Genomic DNA, 22,466 nt, shown 5'->3' on the forward strand with positions numbered 1-22,466 from the left:
CTCTACCTTCAGCCTTCGGTCTTCAGCCTGTCTCCCTCCCTCAAAAAACAAAAGCGGCCGAAGTTCGTCTCCCCCGAGACGTCTTCGGCCGCTTGATTCAAGCCGCTCATCCGCGATTCCGGTCGCGTCACCTCGTCCGTGTCCTGGTCATTCGCTCCGTGAGTTCGTCAGGGTTTCCCGGCACATCTCGGTTCTTCCGCTCCACCTCTCGCCCTCGGGTTTGATGGACCCACGGTTTCGAGAGTTTCGAGGCGTTGCGGGTGGAGAGCCCGCTGTGTGCCTGAATCGCCTTTCGCACGCACTTCGCTCCTGACATCGAACGTGCCCATCTTCCATGACGGGGCCGAACGAGTGCCGGCAATCCGTATTGGCGGCAGCGTCCGCGTGTCCGACTTACGCCAACTGCTTCTTGCGGTTGACGAGGGTCCGGACGCGTTCGGCCAGCAGGGCTGAGTCGAACGGCTTGCGGAACGTTTCGTTGAACATCGACCGGTCGAATCCGGCCGCGTTGTCATCGTCCGAGAGGAGGGCGATCAGAACGGTGTCTGCGTAGTCCGCATTCTTGCGGAGGTTGGCGGCAATCATCAGGGCTTCGTTGCGGCCCATTGCGAAGTCGATGACGACGCAATCGGGATGCAGCGATTCCGCCTGGATGCCGGCTTCGAATCCGCTGGCCGCGAATTCGGTCTTGAACTCTTCCGCCGTAAGGATGGCGGTGAGGTTGCCGCGGACGGCTCCGTCGATGCCGACGAGGAGCAGCTTGCCCATCGCCTCATCTTCGAGCTCACCCAGGGGCATTCCGTGTTCCTTGAGGAACCGGATCAGATGCTCGCGGGGAATGCGGCGGTCCTGGGAGCCAGGAATCCGATACCCACGCAGCCGGCCCGAATCGAACCATTTGCTGACGGTGCGGGGTGCGACCTTACAGATCTTGGCAACCTGTCCGGTCGTGAAAATTGTCCTCATAGCGGGGCTCTCCAAATCTTCATTTTTGTCCGGGTTCGAGGTCATCCCTCGATCGTCCCCCCCGACATGGCCGGCGTCCTTGCCCGTGGGTCCTGGGGCGAGTCACCATGTCGTCGGGCCGACAAAACGTGCGCCCGTCAGCGGCAACCGTGTCCGTTGCCGGCGTGAAACGAAGTCCCCCCCTGGTCATCGCCTGGCCAGAGTTCTTCGCAGTCACATTACGTGCGCGTGGCAGACGCGAGTCTGCTCCTGGGGAGCGGGCCGGTACTGAAGGCGCAAGGACATCCCTGCTCCTGTGGCCGGTCACATACCAACAACTGCCCCCCGATTCCCCTCGACACCACTCGCCTGATCGCCCAGGCGTTCGGTCTCATCACTCCGATGGATGTCGAGATGAATCCACTGAGGTTCTTATCGGAAAAGCGACGCAATGGATTTCAACCTGAATTTCCGGAATCTCGGGTCTCACGGGTGAATCCTGCCGAACCGAGCCTGACCTCCTGTCGGGCTCTGCCGGTTGAATGAACTGTACCGCTTCTCCCGCCGCAGGCCCCCGCGTTTTCCGCTCAGCCCGCATAATCCGATGTTGACCGGACGTAACGCGTCGGCACAACCGGACCATCTTCACATGTGCGGATGACGTTTCGTCCCGCGGCGCGAGAGGGGAGCGCAAAGTCTTCGCTTTTTCCCCACGCGGAACCAGCGGTAAGGTCCATGGCAGTCGTCCGCGAGAAAGCGAATGCGACGATTCACAACCGATGATTCCATTTTGGTTCACCTCGGCGCTTGCACGGCGTTTGTCCTCTTGGCAGAGTGACCTAGGTTCCCAGAAGCCCGTCGTGAATGTGTTCTGACGTTGCCCCTGAGAGGCGCGTTTCGATTCACGGCGGTGACCAGAGTCCGCCGCCTCCGGGACCAGCCGCAATTCACGCGGTTCCCGCCGGCAGCGTGTGGGGGAAACGCTGATGTCGTGTTCGTCATTGCGTCGGTCGATTTGGGAACGCTCCGTCTTCGGTGGCGCAGCGCTCCGCCGGTCTCTGCTGCGGGCCACGGTCTTCTTCGGGGCCGCCGTCGCAGGGATGAGCCAGGCCACCGCCGAGCCGCTGCGGCTGACGGACGCCAAGACCGCCGCGACGGACGCCGCCCGCCTCGAACGGGAGCGGAAGTGGCGCGACGCGATCGACCTCTACAAGCAGGCCCTCAAGACCTGGCCGCAGGACGAGGCCCTGAGCTACGGCCTCCGCCGGTCGCAGTTCCAGTTCGCCGTCGAGCGGCGCTACACCGATCCTTCGTTCACGAAGCAGCTCCGGACGCTCGACCGCGAGACCGCCCTGACGCTGTTTGACGACGTCCTGGACAATATCCAGAACCACTTCGTCGATCCGATCAACACGACCTCGATCGTGGCTCACGGGACGGAAAGCCTGTGGCTGGCCCTCTCGAACGAGCGGTTCCTCGAAAACAACCTGTTCGGCGTGGCGGACGACCGCCTCAAGGCGTTCCGCGACGTCCTCCGCACCCGCTACTGGAACAAGCCGGTCTACTATAAGGAGGGAGCCCGGCAGACGATCAGCGAAGTCTGTGCTCTGGCGCAGGACCAGCTCGGTCTCGATCCGGGTGCGGTCGTCATGGAATACGTCTTCGGGGCCTGCAACTGCCTCGACGACTACAGCAACGTCCTCAGCCCCGGCCGTCGCGGCGACCTTTACAGCAACATCCGCGGTTCGTTCGTCGGGATCGGAATCGTTCTCGAGGCGGAAGTCGGCAAGGGGATGCGTCTGGTCCAGGTCCTGCCGGAGAGCCCGGCGGCCGAGTCCGGTCTTCGGGCCGGGGATCTGATCGCCCGGATCGATGGAACCGATTGCCGGTTCATGTCGACCGACGAATCGGCCAACCTGCTGAGCGGCCAGGAGGGTTCGCGTGTTCAGCTGGAGGTCATCCGCAGCAGCGAGAACCTGAACGTCGCCTGCACCCGCCGTCCGGTGAAGGTCCGCAGCCTGCCGGTGGTCAAGATCATCGATCGGTCGAACGGTGTCGGCTACATCCAGATGACCGGCTTCCAGCAGGGCTCGGTGGCGGAGCTGGATGCCGCTCTGGCTCAGCTGGAGCAGGAAGGGATGAAGTCGCTGGTGTGGGACCTGCGGGGGAATCCCGGCGGCCTGCTCCCCGCTTCCGTCGAAATTCTGGACCGTTTCATTGAAGAAGGGGTGCTGGTCTCGACCCGCGGCCGGAATGCCGACCAGAACTTCACTTATACGGCCCATCGGCCCGGCACGTACAACATGCCGCTCGTTCTGCTGGTCGACGGCAACAGTGCCAGTGCCAGCGAGATCGTGGCGGGGGCGATCCGGGATCACAAGCGGGGCCAGATCGTCGGCCGGAACACTTACGGAAAGTGGTCTGTCCAGAGCATCTACGACATCCGCCTGAGCTGTGGGGTCCGTCTGACGACCGCCAAGTTCTACTCGCCCAAGGGGGACACGCTCGGCAAGATCGGTGTGAAGCCGGACGTCGAAGTTCCGGAAGGGGAGCAGTTCGAGCGGCGGCTGGGCGAGGTTGATGCCGAGAACGATCCGGACGTCGTGAAGGCCCTTGAGATTCTTCGCGGTCCGAACACGTTCACGAAGCGGTAACGGATCCGCTCAACGAGAGAACTCCAGCGACCACCCTTCGGGGTGGTCGTTGACGTTTTAGAGGGCTTGTCCGCTGACGCAAACCGCGTCCTCGCCGGCGCGGCTTCCATAGCTCAAACCCAACGTGCTACGGCCGCTGGGGTCAAGGGGGTCTCACCCCCTTGCCGCCGGAGGCACTTCCATGAGGAACCGTGGTAAGCAACGGGCGTCCGCTTTGTTGAACGGGCGTCGAGAACGCACCGCTCGCTTTGCACTCCCCGGGGGGGTGATAAGGGGGCATACGGCACGTCGTCCGCGCTTGGACACGATCTCCTTCAGACATCTCTCGACGGTCAGGCCTCCGGCGGGCAAAGGGGCGTTGCCCCTCTGCACTCCCCACCAGGGGTGCCCCCTGGACCCCGGCAATGTTCGCCGGTGGCATCGCGCGGACTGCATTCTCCAGCCCGCAGGACCGGAACCCCCCCCACCCATCCGCTCCGATCCAACCCACTTGCTCTCGCACCCCCCGCCAACCGGCGACGATAGACGGAAGACACGTCGATCGTGTCTGCGCGGTGCGCGGAGCCCAGAGGATCCGGATGATCACAGCTCTCTATCAGCGCATCAGTCGCCCGCTCCTCCTCCTGGTGCTCATCAGCACCCCCTTCCTCTGGTATCAGGCCTCCAAGGGGAAGTCCAACAACGATATCGAGACCTGGCTCCCCCGCAACACTCCCGTCCGGGCACGGTACGAGGACTTCAAGCGGAACTTCGGCCTCGAAGAAGTCATCGTCGTCGGCGTCTCCCCCCAGATGGAGCCCCGGCTCGTCGAGGCGGTCGCGAAACGGATCGAGACGACCCACGGCGTCGGTGCCGTCTGGACCCCGACCCGGATGATCGACCGCATGGGCGAATTCGGCGTCGACGCCGACGAAGCCCGCCGCCGCGTCACCGGCCTCCTCGTCGGCGAGAAGGCGACGCTCGACGGAATCATGGTCGTCCTGAACCATGCCGGGACCGCGGACCGCTCCGGCGTCGTCCAGCGGGTCCGGGAAGTCCTCGACTACTGCCGCCTCCAGAACCCCGAAGCCTTCCTGACCGGAGCCGCCGTCGTCGTGACCGAGCTCGACCGGCTCGGAAGCCCGCAGGCATCGATCAAGTTCTTCGGCCTGACGGTCGTGATCTGCCTGGGGCTGCTCCAGTACTCGATCGGCCACTGGCGGATGAGCCTCTCGCTCCTGGGGGTCACCCTCTGGAGCATCTACCTCACGCAGGCGACCGTCAAATACTTCGGCGGGGAGATGAACTTCATCATGGGCGCCCTGAGCGTCATGGTGATGACCTTCACCCTCTCGATCGCCGTCCACTTCCTCGACTACTACTCGGCCGCCAAGGCGTCGGGCGCGGAAGACCCGCTCCGCAAGGCGATGAAGGACTCGCTCGCCCCCTGCCTCTGGTCGACCCTCACGACGCTCCTCGGCCTCCTCTCGCTCAACATCAGCTCGATCGGCCCGGTGAACCAGTTCGGTTTCGCCACCGCCTTCGGAGCGACGGTCGCGGTCGTCGTCGGTCTGGGGATCACCCCCGCCCTCTGCACGATCTGGCCCGCCTGCACGGTCCAGGAAGGGCGGATGCACTTCGACTTCCACGCCTGGGGTGGCTGGATCGGCCGGCACCGCTGGCGGATCTTCCAGTACTCGATGGCGGGCCTCGTGCTCGTCGGGATCGGGATCTCGATGCTGGAGCCGAAGATCGACCCGGTCGACTTCCTCCCGCGGAACAGCATCGTCACGAGCGACCTCAAGCGGGTCGACAGCGAACTGACGAGCGTGAACTCGATCGAAGCGGTGATCGACTTCGGCCTGACCGGCTCCTCGTTCGTCGAGCGGCTCAAGAAGGTCCAGGAGTGGGAAGGGATGATCCGGGCGATGCCGGGGGTCCGGCACACCTTCTCCGTCGCCGACTTTTTCCCGAAACAGCTTCCCGACAGCCCGACCGAGCTCGGGACCATGCTCGGAAAGGCTCAGTCGCAGCAGGCGAGCCAGGGCTACCTCGCCCAGCAGCAGCGGCTGTGGCGGATCTCGGTCCGCATCCAGCCCGGGGTCTCGCCGGCCGTGGCGTGCAGCGACCTGGAGAAGCTCACCGCCGGCCTGCCGATCGAGTATACCGGCGTCTCGCCGCTCCTCGTGAATGCCCAGAACGAGATCTTCACCGGGTTCTGGCAGAGCTTCACCGGTGCGGTCGGGATGATCTCGATCGTGATGGTCGTCGCCCTCCGCTCGTTCAAGATGGCGGCCCTGGCGATGATCCCCAACATCCTGCCGATCTGGCTCGTCTTCGGCCTGATCGGATACGCCGGGGTGCCGGTCGACATCGGGATGATGATGACCGGAAGCATCGCGATCGGGATCTCGGTCGACTGCACGTTCCACTTCCTCGTCGCCTTCCGTGAGAAGCTCGACGAAGGGGGAACGCCGATCGAAGCGTGCCAGGCGGCCCTCGAGCACTCCGGACGCCCGCTCGTCGAGAGCACGTTCATCAGCGCGGTCAGCATGCTGGCCCTGTGCCTCAGCAGCTTCCGCCCGACGTGCCGCTTCGGCTGGATGATGTCGGCCCAGATGCTGGCGTCGCTCCTCGGCGAACTCGTGCTGCTGCCGGTCCTCCTGTGCCTCTTCACCCGGGCCAAAAAAAAGACGAAGGCCAGGCTCGAGTCGCAGGGACACGCTCACGCCGTCCGTCGCGCCGCCTGATTCTTCCCGGAAGAACGCTGCGCTCCGGGAGGGGGAGGCTCCGGCCGAGCCGCGATGGGTCGATCGACTATCAACCCTCGTCGAAGCCGCTCCGCTCCAGCAGCATCACCAGGTAAGACCGCCGTTCCGATTCCCCCAGTCCCAGCCGCGCGGCGAGGGCAAGCAGGGCATCGCGGGCCACGGTCCAGCGGGGTTCGTCGGCAAGCGTCTCCAGCTCGACGAACTCCCCGAGCCCCTCGACCCGGTCGTGGCAGAGATGCAGGTCGAGTGAATCGACGCGGCCCTCATACTCGGTCCGGTCCTTGACGACCGCCGGCCGCGCGACGAACCCGAGCGCGGTGAGCATCTCTTCCATGCTGCGGCGGGCGCTGTCCCCCTCGGCGAAGTCGATCTCGATCTCCTTCCGCGTCTTGCTGACGCGGTCGAGAAGGGGGCCCTTGTAGGTCAGACAGTTCCGCTCGCCGACTGCCCGGATCCGGAATGCCTCGTCGGTCGCGCGGAAGTCGCGGGCAGGGTGCTGGTAGTAGACGTCGATCTGCCGGACCGTCTCGCCCGCCCGTCCGCCGATCTCGGCGACGAGCGAGGCGATCGTCTTTCCTTCGGGCACCCGGAACTTGAGTTCGACTTCGATCACGGGCGTCTTCCTGATCTCGTTTCGCTGAGAGCCACTGATGGCAATTCTCTGCGGATCTGATCTGTGTTCATCTGTGTTGATCCGTGGCTGATGAATTTTTATGCCACTGATGAACACAGATAGACACAGATCAAGGCAGGGGATGCCGGGCGATGAACGACGGCTGTCACAGGATTGCGAGTGGATTGCGGCGCTCTTCCAGCGTGCCCCGTGTAACGCCGACGCGATTCGCCGCCCGCAGGCCTGTCCAGACGTCGCGGCCGGTGACTTCGCCCGCGAGGAGCTGCCGGTAGAGCCGGAGGACGGCGTCCATCTCCTCCGGAGTCTCGCTCAGGAACTCCAGACGGTAGTTCGCGATCCCCTGCGCGAGGAGCGCGGGGACGACCTCCGCGGCGCTCTGCGGGACGGCGTTGAACAGGGTGTTCCGGCAGCCGACGTCGGCCGTCAGCGGGTGCTGCATCCCGATCCGGTCCCGCAGCTTGACCTCGTGGGTGTCGCAGGGGCGGCCGCAGTTCGTCTTGTTCGTCCCGGGGGAGATCACGGCGCAGAACACGCAGTGCTCCATGTGGAACATCGGCATGTGCTGGTGGACCACGACTTCGAGTGCGGAGGCCGGGACGACCCGGACGAGGTCGAGGAGCTGGTCGCGGTTGAGGTCGTACGAGGCGGTGACCCGGCCGCTGCCGAAGGAGAGGAGGTAGTCCGTTGTCAGTTCATTGGTGACGTTCAGCGAGAAATCGGCGACGAACGGAATCTCCTTCTCGCGGAAGTACCGCATCCCGGAAAGGTTCCGGACCAGGACACCGTCCGGGGCGTACTTGGCAAGCAGGTGAAAGATGCCGATCTCGTCCGGCTTCTGGATCCGCGGCGTCGCGAGGAACAGCGGGCGGCCGGCGTCGCGGGCGAGGGCGACTGCTTCGCGATACTCGCGGATGTCGGCGAAGTCGACGTAGTGCTCGAGGCCTTCGTGCGTCAGGAGGTGCCGCAGCTGCGCGAGGCTGCGGCTCAGGACGCGAAGGACAGGTGGAGCCGCTCCACTCTCGGAGCCGGCACTCGAAGCCGCGAGCCGTGAGCGGAGCTCCGTGAGCGCGGAGTCTTCGCGGATCCGCCGCGGCGGAGGGGCGGTGCCGGCGGCATCGAGCCGTTCGATCAACTGCCGCCGCAGTTCGGAGAGAAGACTCAGCGGGACCATCGGCGCGCCGTCGATCTCCACGGCGACCGACCGCAGCTCGTAAACGCTCGCCCCGAGCCGGTCCATCTGCTCCGTCAGCTGTTCCCGCGTGGCAGGGTGCTTCCGGGCAGTCTCCAGCGTTTGCTCGGAGGCGACCGTGACGGCGTGCCCCGAGTCAGTCGTGGCCGAAAGGGCCAGGGACTCTCCGACCGCGGCCCGGACCGTGACCGCGATCGGCACGCGGCGGTGGATCTGCGGCCCGGTGAAGGTCTTCCGCAGGCGGTTCGTCAGCTGCGGATCGTCGGTCTTCCAGACCTTGAGACCCGGACGGAGGAGGGAAAAATCGATCGCCCCGTGCTGGAACTCCAGCTCGACGACGCCGGAATCGGCCACGTCCTCGATGCGGATCCGCCGACGGAGGATCTCGTAGACGCGGCCCCCCTGCTCGGAGTTCGTCGTCCGGTCCCCTTCGAAGACAATCCCGTCCCCCCGCCGCAGCGGCGCCGCGAGCCGGACATCGACGGTCCGGTGCGAGACGCTGACGACTTCGCCGAGCAGCACTCCCCGCTTGGTCGAGCTGAGGCCGGGGACCAGCATCTTGTGGTCGTTGCCCTGAAGCCACCCGGGCGAGAATCCGCGGGAGAAGGAGAGCTCCATCTCCCGGACCTCTTCAGCGGTGAAGTCGACCTTCCGGCCCGCCATCGCGGCGTCGATTGCCCGGCGGTAGTGGCGGGTGATGTTCGCCACGTATTCGGGGGTCTTGAGCCGGCCTTCGATCTTGAACGAGATCACCCCGGCCTCGATCAGGTCATCCGCCAGAGCATAGGCGGCGAGGTCCTGCGGGCTGAGGAGGTACTTCTGGTCGCCGAGGTCGACATCCGCCCCGTCGACGATCAGGTCGTAGGGGAGCCGGCACGCCTGGGCGCACTGGCCGCGGTTGGCGCTGCGGCCTCCGAGTGATTCGCTCGTCAGGCACTGACCGGAGTAGGCGACACACAGGGCCCCGTGGACGAACGCCTCCAGCGGCACGTCGCACTCGCCGGCGATCGAGCGGATCTCGGCGACCGACAGCTCGCGGGCCAGCACGACCCGGTTGACGCCGAGGGCCGCCGCTTCGCGAACGCACTCGGCGCTCGTCAGCGTCATCTGCGTCGAGGCGTGGATGGCAAGGTCCGGGCAGATCTCGCGGACAAGCCGGACCGCTCCCAGGTCCTGCAGCAGCACGGCGTCGACGCCGCACCGGGCGACATGCCGGACGACGTTCTCGAACTCCGGCAGCTCATCGGTGAAGACGAGCGTGTTGAGTGTGACGTACCCCTTCACCCCCCGCTGGTGCAGCTCCGCCAGGATCTCCGGCAGGTCGCCGGGGGTCATGTTCGTCGCCCGGGCGCGGGCGTTGAAGCCGACGTCGAGGCCAAAGTAGACCGCATCGGCCCCGTTCTCGATCGCCGCCCGGATGGACTCCCGCGAACCGGCTGGAGCCAGCAGTTCCGGCGCGAGGGGAGCAGGGGCTGAGGGCCTGTGGGACATCCGCTGCAGTTCGATCAGGACGGTGGGGAGGGGGAGCAGCGTCACGCTGCAGAAGACGATGGAGGATTCTACCGCGTCGGCTCGCCGGACCAGTCCGCATTCGCGACGGCTGGCAGTAAACCCCGGAGAGAGCCATCTGGCAAAACGACATCGGCCATCGGCACGCAGGGCGCCGATGGCCGATCGAGTTCACTGGAACGCCGGACCGATCAGTCGTTCCGCAGCTTGAGGTTGACCTCGGTCAGCTTGGCCCGGATTTCGTTGAGCGACGTCACGCCGAAGTTCTTGGCGGAGAGGAGCTCGTCGGGCGTCCGGGAGGTCAGCTCGCCGATCGTCGTGATGCCGAGGCGGGTCATACACTTGCGGCTGCGGACCGACAGGTTGAGGTCGGCAACCGGCTGGCCGAGGATCGCCTGCTCTTCCGGGGAGAGGTCGCGGTAGTCGACGCTCGCTTCCCGCGGCTTCTCGTGCAGGTTCATTCCGATCTTGAGGCCGTGCAGGCCCATCAGCTCGCGGACTTCCTTCAGCGACGTCTCGCCGAAGTTCTTCCCGGCGAGGAGCTCCTGTTCGGAGATCATCGTCAGGTCGCCGAGGCTCTGGATATTCATCCCCTGGAGGCAGTTGCGGCTGCGGACCGACAGTTCGAAGTCGGTGACCGGGCGGGCCAGGAGCTGCTCGAGCTTCTGCTGCTGCTTGAGGGTCTCGTCGTCGACGAACTGGCCGCTCGTCGCTTCGATGTCCTTGAGGTACAGGGTCGCCCGCTCGTTGTTCGGGTCGTACTTGAGGACCCGCTCAAAGCAGTACTTGGCGGCCGGGAAGTTGTCCTTGTCCTCGTACAGCAGCCCCAGGTTGAGGAGCGCGTTGGAGAAGAACGGCGGCTTGGAGAGGCACCGCTCGTAGAGGCGGATCGCGTCGTCGTCGTTCCCCTGCCGGGAGGCCTGGACCGCCAGCGAGAAGAGAGCCCGCTGGTGGTGCGGGTCCATGTCGACCGCCCGCTCGAAGTACTCGATAGCGCCGTAGGTGTCGCCGCGGTCGGACATGACGCAGCCCATCTGGTACGAATATTCGGCCAGACGAGCCCCTTCCGCTCCCGTGCTGCGGATCAGCTCTTCGGACTTGTCGAGCTGGCCGAGCCGCCGCAGTTCGCCGGCGCGGCGGAGGATGCACTCGATCTTGTTTTCGCCGAGCTTGGCCGCTTCGTCGAATTCGCGGGCGGCGTCTTCATGCTTGCCGAGGCTGGAGTACGCCTGTCCGAGGTAGTACCGGCCGAGTCCGTCCTTGCAGCCGGAGAGGGTCTCGATCGCCCGCTGCGGGTTCCCGAGGAGGAAGAAGCCGATCCCGGCCCGCACGCGGAGGGTCGGGTTGGCGCTCGCTTCCGTGTTGACCGTTTCGACGGCCCGCCGGAATTCCCCCGCTCCGACGCCCGAGGCGGCGCTCAGCATCCGCCGGACGTCGTCTTTTCCGAACGAGGAGGAATCGCGCAGGGTCGAGAGAAAATCGAATTGAGCCATGCCTGAGTTACGATCCGGTCGATGGAAACCCCGGCTCCGCGCGTACCAAATTCGGCGGAGACGAAACCGCCGATGATACCGGGTCCCTCTGGAGTTGCAACCGGCCCCGTCCGCCGGATGGGCCCCTCTCCCGCTCCCGGTCCCGCGGCGACGGTCCCGCGCGTCGTCTACTGACCGGGGACCGCCACGCGCCGACGCGTTTGCGACACTCCCGCCGTCTCTCGCTTTAGTTAGGCCACGAAAGATCGCCCAGAACGGCTTTGGCCCCCGGGTTGGAGACGGCCCAGACCTCCGTCAATCCCTGGTTTGTGTGACTTGTGCGAAAATCCGGGTTTCCCCGGGAGCGTCGTTGACTTCATCGTTAGAACCGGTAGGCTCTTCACTGGCAATTCAGCTTCTGAGCTCTCCAGAGGCGGGAATTTGCGCACGGGCGTTAAGCGGGTTAAGGCTCCAGGCGCGGGTGCCACGAGCAGCTTGGTGCGTCTTCTTCTTTGTGGCAATGAGGAGGGGGTTTGTCATGGGCGCTTTGAAGTCGGGCTTAATGGCATTGGTGGTGGGGCTGACGCTCTTTGGCGCGACGCCGAAGAAGGCTGAGGCATACAGCTTCGGTTCGTATGCTTACGATATCGCGTACGATACCTATGTTTTTGCTCTGTACGGTATTTACGACGACATCAGCTACTACGGCGACTACACGGACAACGCCTTCTACGCCTACTATTACGGCTACTACGGCTATGCGTATGCCGAATACGCCTACTTCTACGACTCCGATTACTCCTACGACGCTTACTATCTGCTGTATTACTCGGCGCTGTATTCGGAGTACACCTATTACTATGAGGTGAGCAGCTTCTACTTCCTGATCTCCTCGCTTTATGGCTATGAGGGGTCCTATTTCTCGCTCTACGCCTACTACTACGGCTTCTATGGGTACTGATCGGCCGTCGGGCAGAGCATTTTCCTGATGAATGGCAGAGCGAAGCCTGGATTGAACACCGTTCGATCCAGGCTTTTTCCGCGAGGTACGATCGATGTTCGGATCCCTCCACTGGATGCTGATTCTCGTGGCGCTGGCGGGGCCCGCTCAGGCCCCCCGTCCCGGACGCCCGCTCCCTGGCGGCGGCCCTCCGCCGGGCGGCCGGCCGCTTCCCGCCGGCCGTACGGCTCCCGCGGCTCCTTCGGCCTCTTGGATTCCGCTCTCGACGGCGGAGCAGTTCGCGATGCTGCTGAAGCTCAAAGAGGTTGGGAAAGAGATCGGAGTCGAGTCGCCGCCGCAGGAAATGCTGGCCGACCTGCGACAGCTGGTCCGGGGAGGCGGCTCGGCCGAGGTAAGCGACTCCACCAAAGGGGCCGAAGGGCTTCCGATCGAAAAAAGGGCCGAAGGGCCCCCGACGGAGAAAGGGGCGGAAGGCCCCCCGACCGATCCGGCCGAATATCTGGCGATCGTGGAAAAGCACTGCGGCCGCGCCCCGGCGAAGCGGCTGCGGGAACTCCGTTTCCAGGCGCTCGGGCTGCGGTTTGCCGCCAAGGCCGATCCGGCACTGGCCAGGGCCCTCAGCCTCAGTCCGTCGCAGACGGCCGGGCTCGGCGAGCTGCCGATTGCGGGGCTCCCCGAGCAGCTCGGCGGGAGTTCGGGAGAGGCGCTGCGGGCGGTCGAGCTCCGGTTTCTCACGGAGTCCCAGCGCGGCAAGTGGCAGGAGGCCTGCGGAACGCCCTCGACCGTGCAGCTCCCGCCGCTGATCTCGGTGGCCGGATTCGGGGGCAAGGTCCGCGTGCCGCAGCTTCTGGCCGGCGGGGGCTTCGCCCGGGTTCTCGGAGATCCGGCCGTTCAGAAAGATCTGTCGATCACGGAGCGTCAGCAGGGGAAGCTGGACGGCCTGATCACCGCTCTCAAGGAGGGGGACGCCGCGGCGCTCGAAGGGGTTCCGGAACGGGTGGAGTATGACGAACTGGCCAGCCTGGCCGAGAAGCGTCGCGATGCGGCCCGGAAGACGATCCAGGACACCCTCGGCACCGAGGTCGAGAAGCGTGTCTCCCAGATTGCGCGGCAGCAGGCGGGCCTCCTGCCTTCGCTGCGGTCTGATCCGGAAATCGAGCGGCTTCTGGCCGTGACGAACGAGCAGCACGACAAGCTGGCGTTTCTGCTGCAGAGCGGCGCGCTGCCGACTCCGCCGCGAGTCGTGGGCCGCCCGACCCCGGAGATGTTCGGCCAGTTTCGGGAGTATCGCCGGATCGTCGACGAGGCGATCTTTGACCAGGTCCTCACCGCCGAGCAGCGGGACGTCTGGAAGGAGCTGACGGGCGAGCCGCTCGATGTCGACCTGAAGCTGCTCCCCTTCCTTCCCGCCCCTCCGCCGCGGTCGCGAACCTCCGAAGCGAACCGCGGCCGCGAGTGACCGCGAGCGGGTGAAGAGGCCAGTGGGCCGAGTCGCTGCGGAGATCGAGCGGGGACTTCCTGTCGGCCGCCGTGATGCCGTTCCTGCCCCGGATATTCCCTCCGCGCAGGCGGACCGGCAGCTCGCGAGAAGCCCTCGACGAAGTCGGCGGTCCCCCGGGGGCGAGGGGAATGCTGCACCGCTTTGGCTGGCCGACGGAATGCAACCGCAATCCGAGATCCCGGTTCGACAGGTCCGCTCTTCCTGAGCGCCGGCAGGGACCAGACCGGTTGTGTCTTCCCTGCAGAGAGATCCGTCCACCCCGATCCTGCCGATCTGTTTGGCAAAATGGGTGGTATGGGTCATTCTTGTTGACAGGGGTCAACGGCTCGATACCTTCGACACTGCCACTCTCGGCTTGGAGCGATTGCGGCGGTTACTCCGAACGTGTCCATCATCCGGTCTGGGCAGTCGCGGGCTCGCTGTGATGAAATTCCTGTTGCCGCCGTGACAAGACGAGGGGGTTCGAATGTTCACTGTCAAGAAAACTCTGCTGGCCCTGCTGGTCGGCATCTCGCTGTTCGCTTCGGCGCCGAGCCAGGCGAAGGCGGCCGGGCTCGACTACTACGCGTACTCGCTGGCCTATGACGGTCTGGTGTACGCGGGCGGGGCCTACCAGCAGTCGCCGTCGCCCACGACCTACGAGTACTACGCGTACATCTACGGCTACTACGGCCTGGTCTACACGGAGTACGCCTACAACGCCAAGGTCTACAGCTACCAGTCCGACGCCTCGACGTTCTGCTACTACTCGGCCCTCTTCGGGAACTACACGTACCAGTACGAAGGCCGCAGCTACCTCTGGTTCGTGTCGGCGATCTTCGAAACGTACGCCTCGGACGTTGCCGAGCTCTCCTACTACTACAGCCCTTACGGCATCTGAAACGCGTCAGAGCCTAGCTCAACTGGCGGGGTCCCGAGCTGCTCGGGGTCCCGCTTTTTCGTTGAAGTCGGCGAGTGCCGCTTGTGTGGTGTCCGGACGGGTCGCAAACTCGCTCCAGCCGATGGCGCGACCCGGGCCGATTCCGACCGGCGTCCCGTCCTCCCGGCGGTCTCTCGTTGAGGAGCCTCTCCCGTGAAGCGTCTTCCCGCGATCTCCGCGTTGGTCCTGCTGCTGACGCTCCTGGCTGGCGGCGCCACGGGCCAGGAGCCCCGGCCGCCGGCGACTCCGGTCATCGAGTGGGGGCTGATCTCGCCCCCCGAGCAGTACCTCCGTCTCCTGGCCAACCCCCGGGTGCTGGAGGACCTGAAAGTCGCCGAAGTTCCCGAATCGCTGTCGAAGGAACTCCACGCGAAGGCCCTCGCGGCGTCGCAGTCGGAGACTCAGCCCGGGAAGTCCGTCCCCCAGCTCCGGGAGTGCGCGGCGCTCGTCGAAGAGGCTCTCGGGAAGGAGGCGGCCCACCGGGTGGAGCAGGTCCGCTACCAGTGCGTCGGCCTGCGATACGCCGTCCAGGAAGATCCGGGGCTGGCGAGCGACCTGAAACTGACCGAAACGCAGCAGGAACGGGTCGCGGCCCTGCCGATCGGCGGTCTCCCCCCGCGCCTGGGAGGGGCCGACTTCGCCTCGTTGCGGACCGCGGAAGCGGAGATCCTCGACGCCGGCCAGAAGCGGCGCTGGGAGGCGCTGTGCGGATCGCTCCTGGAGGGGCGACTGCCGCTCATGATGGCGATCAAGGGGGGCGGGAATGTCGGGAAGGTCAAGATTCCGGTCGTGCTCAGCGGCGGGACCTATGGCCGTCTGCTCGTCGACCCGGCGATCCAGCAGGAGCTCAAGCTGACGCCCCCTCAGGTTGAAAAGGTCCGCGAGGTGATCCCCCGGCTTCAGCAGGGGGACGCCGACGTCATCAAGGAGAACCCGCCGGAAGTCGAACCCCTCCGGCTCCGGGAGATTGCGACCGACCGCCGGGACGCCGTGCGGAAGCTCATCAAGGAGGAGTTCTCGCCCAAGATCGAAACGCGGCTGACGCAGCTGGTCCGCCAGCACCAGGGGCTGCTTCCCAGCCTCCGCTCCGATCCGGAGATCGCGGAGATGCTGAAGTTCACCGAGGAGCAGAACCGGAAGATCGGAATCCTGATGCAGAGCGGCGTGCTCCCGCGCCCGCCCCGTCCGACCGGGACTCCGCAGCAGGTCGAAGCGGCCTTCAACGAGTTTCGGCGGCTCCTCGACGAAGTGATCGTGGCTGAGGTCCTCACCGAGGCCCAGCAGAAGCAGTGGACCGAGATGTCCGGAGAGCCGTACGAGGTCTCGATCCTCATCGGCCCCTTCCTCCCGCTGGTCCCGCGGGGTCCCGCCCCCTGATCGACGGCACGGGCGGCGGGCGGAGGCGTGCTGCCGCCTGACCGCCCGCTCTCTGCGGACCGCTGCGGAAATCGCGGCACGGGGGTTCGTCCGCCATCGAAAATGCTCTATCGTGCAGGAGGCGCCGCGCGCGGCCGCCGTACCTTCACGAGGACTGCATGTCGAACCCGCTGCTCGCCACCTCCGGACTCCCCGCCTTCGACGCCATCCGGCCCGAGCACATCCTGCCGGCGATCGAGGAAGTCCTGGCGGACTCGCGGACGCAGCTTGAGGATCTCGAGATCCACCTCCAGCCGACCTGGGACGGCCTGATGGCCCCGATCGACCGGATCAACCGGCGGTTCGAGCGGGCCTGGGGGCCCGTAGCGCACCTCTTCGGCGTCCTGAATTCGCCGGAGCTGCGGGCCGCCTATGAAGAGGCCCTCCCCAAGGTGGTCGAGTTCGGGCTGCGGATGCGGCAGAGCGAGCCGATCTACAAGACCCTCAAGTACATTAAGGCCAACGACGTCTGGAAGACCCTCACGCCGGTCCAGCAGCGGATCGTCGATCAGCGGATCCTGGCCACGGAACTCTCCGGGATCGGGCTCGCGGGCGATGAGCGGCAGCGGTTCAACGACATCGAGAAGGAGCTCTCGCGGCTCTCGACGGAGTTCTCGAACCATGTCCTCGATTCGACGAAGGCCTGGTCGCTCATCGTGACGGAGGAAGAAGACGGGGCCGGTCTCCCGCTCTCGCTCCGCAGCCTTGCCGCCCAGTCTTACAACAAGTCGAAGCCGGAAGGGGCCGCCGAGGCGACCCCCGAAGCGGGCCCGTGGAAGATCACGCTCGATCTCCCCTCCTACAACCCGTTCCTGCAGCACTGCCGCAACCGGGCCCTCCGCGAAGAGGCGTACCACGCCTACATGACGCGGGCCTCGTCCGGAGAGTTCGACAACACGGAGCTCTGCCGGCAGATCCTGAAGCTCAAGCGGGAGAAGGCCCGGCTCCTCGGCTATGAGAACTTCGCCCAGGTGAGCCTCGCCGAGAAGATGGCGGGCAAGGCCGAGACGGTCCACGAGATGTTCGAGACCCTTCTTGCCGCCGCCCGTCCGGCGGGAGAGAAGGACATGATCGAGCTCCACGAACTGGCGATCGCCTCCGGCCAGGCGGGCCCGATCGAGCACTGGGACGTCCCGTTCTGGGCGGAGCGGCTCCGCGAGCGGAAGTTCAATTTCACCGACGAAGAGCTGCGGCCCTACTTCGCCCATGAGAAGGTCCTCGACGGACTGTTCCAGCTCCTGCAGCGGCTGTTCGGGATCACGGTCGTCCCGGCGGACGGCCAGGCGCCCGTGTGGCACCAGGACGCCCGCTACTTCATGATCCTGAACGAAGCGGGCCAGGAGATCGCCGGGTTCTACTACGACCCGTACTCGCGGCCGGAGAACAAGCGGCCCGGTGCCTGGATGGACGACTGCCTCACCCGCCGGCGGATCGACGGCTCCCTGCAGCATCCGGTCGCGCACCTTGTCTGCAACTGCACGCCGCCGGTCGGGAACGAGCCGGCCCTGATGACCTTCCGCGAAGTCGAGACCCTGTTCCACGAGTTCGGCCACGGCCTGCAGCACATGCTGACGACGGTCGAGCATCCGGAAGTCGCGGGGATCAGCGGCGTCGAGTGGGACGCGGTCGAGCTCCCGAGCCAGTTCATGGAGAACTGGTGTTATCACCGCCCCACGCTGATGAGCCTTGCCCGGCACTACAAGACCGGCGCCCCGCTCCCGAACGATCTCTACGAAAAGCTCGTCGCCGCCAAAACGTTCCGGGCCGGCTCGATGATGCTCCGCCAGATCACGTTCGGCATGACCGACATGGAACTGCACACGAAGTTCGATCCCGAGGGCGGCGAGACGATCTTCGACGTCCAGAAGCGGGTCATGGAGCGGACCGCCGTTCTGCCGATGGACCCTCGCGACCGGTTCTTGTGCGCCTTCTCGCACATCTTCGCCGGCGGCTATTCGGCCGGGTACTACAGCTACAAGTGGGCCGAGGTCCTGAGCGCCGACGCCTTCTCGGCCTTCGAGGAGGCGGGGCTCGACAACGAGGACGCGGTCCAGACGACCGGCCGCCTGTTCCGGGACACGGTCCTGGCCCTCGGCGGAAGCCAGCACCCGATGGAGGTCTACCGCTCCTTCCGCGGCCGCGAGCCCAATGCCGCGGCCCTCCTGCGGCACACGGGGCTGGCCTGAGCCGCTTCGAGGGGGGAAGATTAAACACCAAGACACCAAGATGGCACAAAGGGGACGAAGTGGGGCGGTGATTGCTTTCTTGGTGCCCTTGGTGCGACCTTTGTGCCTTGGTGTTTAATCCGAAGGAATGGACCGCAGCCGGGAGGTCGCGATGCTGCTGTATGCCGACAACCGCTTTACCCATCACGAGACCGGCAATCACCCCGAGCAGCCGGCCCGGATCGAGCGGCTCATGGGGCTGGTCGAGCAGCCGGAGATTGCCGCGCGGGTGACCCGTAGGCCCCTGCGGACCATCACCCGCGACGAGCTGCTCCTCGTTCACGAGCCGGCCTATCTCGACCGTCTCGAGAAGTTCTCCGCGGACGGCGGCGGGAAGATCGATCCCGACACGATTGTCGCGAAGGAGTCGCTCGGCGTCGCCAAGGACGCCGCCGGGACCGCGCTCGCGGCCGTCGATGCCGTCATGACGGGCGAGGACCGCCGCGCCCTGTGTCTTGTCCGCCCCCCCGGACACCACGCGCTCGCCGGGCGGGCGATGGGCTTCTGTCTCTTCAACAACGTCGCTCTCGCGGCCGCCTACGCCCGGAAGAAGCACGAACTCGACCGGGTTCTGATCGTCGACTGGGACGTCCACCACGGGAACGGGACGCAGGACATCTTCTATCGGGACGGCAACGTCTACTTCCTCTCGCTCCACCGTTTCCCGTTCTATCCGGGGACCGGCGACAGCGACGAGATCGGCGAAGGCCGCGGGCTCGGCGCGATCCGCAACGTCCCGCTCCGCTTCGGCATCAGCCGGGAGGACTATCTCGCGGCGTTCCGGCGGTCGATCGACACCTTCACGGAGCGGGTCAAGCCGCAGCTCCTCCTGATCAGCGCCGGCTTCGACGCCCACCGCTCCGATCCGATCGGCTCGCTCGGTCTCGAGAGCGAAGACTTCGCCGCCCTGACGGAGCACGTCCTTCAGGTCGCCCAGACGCACTGCGAAGGGCGGATCGTCAGTCTCCTCGAAGGGGGCTACAACCTCGATGCCCTGAAGGAGTCGGTGAAGCACCACATCGACGTCCTCGCGCCGCCGAAGGAACCGGCATAGGGCCGTAGCACGGACGTTGCCGGCCTACAGGTCGGCATTCCTCTTCAGCCGCTCTGGCCCAAAGGACCATCCCTTCCGCCAGCCAGGGCCAACGGCCCTGGTTTGGTCTTCCAGCACATGGGGGGGCGAGGCTCCTGCCGAGCCGCAGCGGTCGCGTCCGCGGCCGATGAATCCTCGACTCTCCTCTGTGTCCTCCGTTTCTCTGTGTTTCAAAACTCTTCCGGAAGAAAGAAACACAGGGGTGCAGAGAGCATAGAGAGGAGGAGGTGGGCCGATCCGCCGATCCGTGTTCGCTCGCCCTGCTCAGTAGTTCAGCCGCAGCCCGAGACTCCCCATCGTGGCTGCCCGATCCCCCTCGAAGCCCCGCGCGTACTGGCCGCTTCCGTACAGCGACGCGTGCTGCGTGACCTGAACCGTCACGTCTCCGCCGATCTCGGCCCACGCCCCTCCCATGTCCGATGCGAAGCTCAGCGGATTGCTGCCGTCCAGGGCCGTCAGAGTGGCCACATTGTCGCCGAGAAACTCTCCCCAGCTGTCCGCGGTCAGGCCCACGGTCAGCAGTCGCGGCCCCCCGGCCCGCGTCTCCCGCAAGGCAATCGTCCGGGCTCCCCGCACTCCCAGACGACCGCGGAACGAATCATTGTCGTTGAACGAGGTGATCGACGCCGCATCCCGCTGCGATTGGAAGTCGAAGGTCTGGTACACCATCTGGGCCTGCGGCTGGATCAGGAACGTTTCGCCGACCCGGATCGGATATCCCGCTTCCAGCGACGTCGCCAGACCCGCTCCCTTCGGACGAATCCCGCTTCCGTCGACGGTCGTCGCCGTTCCCTCGTACCAGGTTCCCTGGACGACCGCGTCCAGGTATCCGTCGCTCGGTCCATACCAGGTCCAGTAACCTCCGACTGACGCCGCATCGAGAGCGAGTCGCGCCACCTGACCACCCGCATCCGCCCGTCCCTGGCCGCCTGCCACATACACGCCGGCGTAGTGATGGATGCCCCCCGCGACCTCGTCGTGGAAGAGGTCGATCCCCCCCTGTCCCGCGGCGAGCTGATAGTCGAACGGCGTTCCTCCGCCGGTCTGTTCGCCTCCCAGTCCGATGGTCCGGCCCCAGCCGCCGTTGAAGTAGGGCTCGTCGAGGAGATCGGCCCGGTCGCGAAGTTGTTCCTGCGCCCCCAGGCGCCGGTGGAGCGTCCCGAGCAGGCGAGCGCCGTACTCCTGGGCCAGCGAGGGGACAATCGGATAGGCCGCAGCCGCGGGACGCAAGCCGCTTCGCAGGAACCAGTCGTTCGGATCGCCGGAGCCCCCCAGAAAGAGCTGGTAGTTATACGCTCCGGCGTTCACCGGTCCCGCCAGCACGAAGGCATTGGCCGCCGAGACCCCGCCGACGTCGACGATCCGGATCCCGTCGCCCGTGGTCGGAGCCCCCAGCCCGCCGTTGTTCACCACCTGAACGAAGGACTGACCGCTGACGTTCCCGTTGACGACCAGCAGATCGGCCGGGGAGCTGCTGTTCCCCAGCACCGATTCGATCCGGAGCACGCCGCCGGTCCCTGTGTAGTTCCCGTCGATGGTGAACGTGCCGATCCCGGCATTGCCCGGATCCACGATCCCGCCATTGAAGACGTCGCCAACAATCGTGCCGGTCCCCGCCAGCGTGCCTCCGGCTTCAACGGTCGTATCGGACGTCGTCGAGCCGGTGATGAGGAGCGTCCCCTCCTGGATCGTTGTGACGCCGGTGTACGTGTTGCTTCCTGCCAGGGCGAGGGTGCCGGTCCCCACCTTCGTGAGCGAGCCCCCCGTTCCCCCACCTGCACCCCCATCACGGATGACACCGCTGAACTGCGTACTGGCGTCATTGCCGCCAATCTGCAGGGTCTTGCTCCCCAGGGAGATCGTCCCTTCCCCCGCAATCGATCCCAGAGTGGTGCCGGCCGAGTTCAGCTGGCTGATGTCGACGTCGGCGGTCGCTGCGTTGACGACCGCGGCATTCCCACCAGTCGAGTTCCCCCGGAAAACGATCAGGCTGTTGTTCAGAAGGGTGGCATCGCCCGCCGTCGAGTTGCCATTGAAGTCCACTCCAAACCCGTTGAGGGTCAGCGTGGCGTTACCCGCGGTGGCGTTTCCGTAAAAGTTCAGAGTCGAAGCGAAGCCGGTCGTAATCGAAGCGTTGCCGGCCGTCGCGTTGCCAAAGAACTCCGCTCGTCCGACGGGGCCCATCGTCAGGGTCGCGTTCCCCGCCGTAGCGTTGTCTTCAAACAGGAGAATGCTGAGGCCCGAAACAGAAATGGCGGCGTTTCCCGCCGTGGAATTGCCCAGGAACGCAACAGCGCCTGCGTCGAAGTCAATCGTGGCGTTGGCCGCCGTCGCCGTGTCCCGAAACTCGACTCTGTCACTCCCGAAGAGATCAGTGATCACGGCGTTCCCCGCCGAGGACGCATCCTGAAAGATGAGGGCTCCATTGACGTCGATCTGGGCGTTTGCCGCCGTGGAGGCGTTGGCAAAGGTCACGTCGCCATTGAGGAGCAACGCATCACCGGCACTGGCCGAGTTGAGAAAGGTCACCGGTCCGCCAAACACAAGGTTCAGCGTAGGACGATTGGCCGAGTTGTTGACAATCCCGGCCCCGGAAAAAGTGAGTGCCGTGGCGACATTGAAATCGTACGCCGGCGCGCCGGCGTTGAACGTCATCCCCCCGATGACCGTGTCGGCCGAGAAGAACAGAGACGTGACCGTCGAGCTGTCGAAGATCGCCGTCGCACCCGCTCCGCTGGGCGCCAGGCCTCCGACCCAGTTCGCATCGTCATTCCAGTTGTTCGTGCCCGGGTTGGCCAGCCATTGCTGAGCCATGGCCGGCCGGCACCAAGCGCCGAATAGCCCGAGCGCCATCGCGATGGCCAACCCGCAAGTTGAGCGACGAAACATAGACGGCCTCCCAGCCTGCTTGTTCAAGAGTTCGCTCGATGTCGCTTCGGCCCCATTTTCCGCGGAAGAGGCATCCTCTGCCTCGCCCGAAAGCACACCCTGCCCGAGTTCCTTACGGCCGCGTTATTGTTTCGGACGATCCGCCCGTCTCGTGGAGCCGCCCCGGCTCGGATGTCCCGCTTCGTAGTCCTCGCGTTTCCTTCTGGAAGGATTGTGCCGATTAGGCAACTCGGGAAGCGGAACCGGCCGCACGCCAACGTCTCAAGGAATTCCGGCCAGGAGGCGTCCTCTCACGAATGTCGGTCCTTG

Annotated in this window: 13 protein-coding genes; 8 read left to right on the forward strand and 5 right to left on the reverse strand. The window is 65.6% G+C overall.

All coding sequences use genetic code 11. The annotated features are described in order from the left end of the window. Positions 1-393: 393 nt before the first annotated feature. Complete coding sequence (locus VT03_RS24530) at positions 394-966, reverse strand: helix-turn-helix domain-containing protein (protein WP_075095442.1); 573 nt, start codon at positions 964-966, stop codon at positions 394-396. Positions 967-1,931: 965 nt separating this feature from the next. Here VT03_RS24530 and VT03_RS24535 point away from each other — a divergent pair. Further along, positions 1,932-3,599, forward strand: coding sequence for a S41 family peptidase (locus tag VT03_RS24535; RefSeq protein WP_082846502.1), 1,668 nt, complete (start codon positions 1,932-1,934; stop codon positions 3,597-3,599). Positions 3,600-4,177: 578 nt separating this feature from the next. After that, on the forward strand, positions 4,178-6,328 hold the full coding sequence (locus tag VT03_RS24540; RefSeq protein ID WP_075095444.1) for an efflux RND transporter permease subunit: 2,151 nt from the start codon (positions 4,178-4,180) through the stop codon (positions 6,326-6,328). A gap of 70 nt (positions 6,329-6,398) precedes the next feature. Here the strand turns inward: VT03_RS24540 and cyaB are convergent, their stop codons facing one another. The 3 genes from cyaB to VT03_RS24555 form a co-directional block, all read right to left on the reverse strand. Continuing rightward, on the reverse strand, positions 6,399-6,962 hold the full coding sequence (gene cyaB / locus VT03_RS24545) for a class IV adenylate cyclase (protein WP_075095445.1): 564 nt from the start codon (positions 6,960-6,962) through the stop codon (positions 6,399-6,401). Between the two features lie 166 nt (positions 6,963-7,128). Further along, positions 7,129-9,708: a U32 family peptidase gene (locus tag VT03_RS24550; RefSeq protein ID WP_231870507.1), complete on the reverse strand. Its 2,580-nt coding sequence runs from the start codon at positions 9,706-9,708 to the stop codon at positions 7,129-7,131. A gap of 164 nt (positions 9,709-9,872) precedes the next feature. After that, complete coding sequence (locus VT03_RS24555; protein ID WP_075095446.1) at positions 9,873-11,174, reverse strand: DNA-directed RNA polymerase subunit alpha C-terminal domain-containing protein; 1,302 nt, start codon at positions 11,172-11,174, stop codon at positions 9,873-9,875. A gap of 349 nt (positions 11,175-11,523) precedes the next feature. On the opposite strand from VT03_RS24555, the gene VT03_RS24560 reads away from it, so the two are divergent. The 6 genes from VT03_RS24560 to VT03_RS24585 all read left to right on the forward strand — a co-directional run bounded on the left by VT03_RS24560 (position 11,524) and on the right by VT03_RS24585 (position 19,229). Then, a complete protein-coding gene (locus VT03_RS24560) occupies positions 11,524-12,114 on the forward strand; it encodes a hypothetical protein (RefSeq protein WP_156514735.1) in 591 nt (196 codons plus the stop codon). Positions 12,115-12,208: 94 nt separating this feature from the next. Then, the gene (locus tag VT03_RS24565; protein WP_075095448.1) at positions 12,209-13,573 is read left to right on the forward strand and encodes a hypothetical protein; all 1,365 of its coding nucleotides are present in this window, start codon (positions 12,209-12,211) and stop codon (positions 13,571-13,573) included. 508 nt (positions 13,574-14,081) lie between these two features. Continuing rightward, positions 14,082-14,495 carry a hypothetical protein gene (locus tag VT03_RS24570; protein ID WP_075095449.1) on the forward strand — a complete coding sequence of 138 codons (414 nt, stop codon included), beginning with the start codon at positions 14,082-14,084 and terminating at the stop codon, positions 14,493-14,495. Positions 14,496-14,687: 192 nt separating this feature from the next. Continuing rightward, complete coding sequence (locus VT03_RS24575) at positions 14,688-15,911, forward strand: hypothetical protein (protein ID WP_075095450.1); 1,224 nt, start codon at positions 14,688-14,690, stop codon at positions 15,909-15,911. A gap of 158 nt (positions 15,912-16,069) precedes the next feature. Further along, positions 16,070-18,136: a M3 family metallopeptidase gene (locus VT03_RS24580; protein ID WP_075095451.1), complete on the forward strand. Its 2,067-nt coding sequence runs from the start codon at positions 16,070-16,072 to the stop codon at positions 18,134-18,136. Positions 18,137-18,263: 127 nt separating this feature from the next. Further along, entirely contained in the window at positions 18,264-19,229 is a 966-nt protein-coding gene (locus VT03_RS24585; RefSeq protein ID WP_231870508.1) for a histone deacetylase, read from the forward strand. A gap of 303 nt (positions 19,230-19,532) precedes the next feature. Here the strand turns inward: VT03_RS24585 and VT03_RS24590 are convergent, their stop codons facing one another. Then, a complete protein-coding gene (locus VT03_RS24590) occupies positions 19,533-22,082 on the reverse strand; it encodes an autotransporter outer membrane beta-barrel domain-containing protein (RefSeq protein WP_197489072.1) in 2,550 nt (849 codons plus the stop codon). Positions 22,083-22,466: the final 384 nt, after the last annotated feature.

Origin of the sequence: Planctomyces sp. SH-PL14 (assembly GCF_001610835.1) — a bacterium.
Classification (GTDB): Bacteria; Planctomycetota; Planctomycetia; order Planctomycetales; family Planctomycetaceae; genus Planctomyces_A.